This window comes from Streptococcus sp. HMSC074B11, assembly GCF_001808705.1.
Taxonomy (GTDB): Bacteria; Bacillota; Bacilli; order Lactobacillales; family Streptococcaceae; genus Streptococcus.
This window is the reverse complement of the sequence record NZ_KV794278.1, coordinates 1-1,551: the sequence shown is the minus strand read 5'-3', so window position 1 is coordinate 1,551 and position 1,551 is coordinate 1. Positions and strand designations below refer to the sequence as shown.

General features: G+C 43.0%; 1 pseudogene. It reads left to right on the top strand.

Going from position 1 to position 1,551, the window contains the following annotated elements:
• A pseudogene (locus tag HMPREF2619_RS07180) lies at nucleotides 1-1,551 on the top strand (CshA family fibrillar surface protein C); the annotation flags it as partial.

Here is a 1,551-nt window from a genome sequence, read left to right as displayed (position 1 = left end):
AAATCATTTACTGGAACAGGAACAGGCGTAACTGTGAAACGTGTGGATAAGAACGGAACTGAAATCACAGCTAAGTACACTCCAACTGTGACTCCTGTAACACCGACAGCAATTCCGGCCGAATCAACTGGACCTCAAGGTGTGGTTCAAGCTGGAACAGTTACTTTCACAGAAGGTGATCCAGTTGTACCAATCGACAAGGATGTTGTTACTCTTCTTGACGAGAATGGTCAACCAGCTACATCAGTAGATGCTAAATCACCAGAAGGCAAGGTTGTTGGTACTTTCACAGTTGATAAGAAAACAGGTGTTGTGACTTTTACACCAACTGATAAATCTTATTCAGGTGATGTTGTTCCAGTTAAGGTTCAAGCAGCTGACACAAATGGAACAACAGTAGAAACAACATATACACCGAAGATTACTCCAGTCGTTCCAACATCTGAAGATGCGACATCTACTGATATCCAAGGTTCCACTCAAACAGGTAAGCCGGTATTTACTGAAGGTAATAGCCGTGTGCCAATGAACAATGCTGTTCCGGCAACATTTGACGATGGATCAACAACTAAGACAGTAGATGGTGTTGGTACATACACAGTAGCAGCAGACGGTACTGTTACATTTGTACCAGAAAAATTATTCGTTGGAACTGCACCAGCAGTGACGGTTGTTCGTGAAGATAAGAACGAAACCAAAGCATCTGCAACCTACACACCAACAGTAACACCGGTTAAACCAACTGCAGCACCAGCTGAATCAACAGATGTTCAAGGTGCCACTCAAACAGGTAAGCCGGTATTTACTGAGGGTAATAGCCGTGTGCCAATGAATGATGCTGTTCCAGCAACATTTGACGATGGTTCAACGACTAAGACAGTAGAAGGTGTTGGTAAGTTCACAGTAGCAGCAGATGGAACAGTAACCTTTGTTCCAGAACCAAGTTTTACAGGAACAGCACCAGCGGTTACAGTCGTTCGTGAAGACATGAACGGAACAGAAGCTTCAGCGACTTACACACCAACCGTAACACCGATTACAGTTACTCCTACAAATAAGATTTCTGAAGATGTTCAAAATGTTCCGCAAACACAAACACCAACTTTCGACTTGAGTAGCGACAATACTGCTCAAATCACAAGCAAGAAATTAGTGGATCCAACGACAGGTCAACCGACTGATGCGACAACTATGACCGTAGCAGGCGAAGGAACATATACAATTGATCCTACTACAGGAGCGGTAACATTTACTCCTGAAAAAGACTTTGTTGGAATTGCAACAGGTATCACAGTTCAAGCAACAGCAACTATTACAAACGCAGCTGGTAAAACAGCGACAATTACTTCGGATGCAACTTATACACCAACTGTTGTAGCTGCTGTTCCAACAGCTCAACCAGCTACTTCAAAAGATATCCAAGGTGCAACTCAAACAGGCACACCAACCTTCGCAGGAACAACTGTTCAAGTGAATGGTGAAGATAAAGCTATTACGATCAAAGATAATAGCTACACGCTTTTGGATAATGATGGCAATGAAGTGACAAGT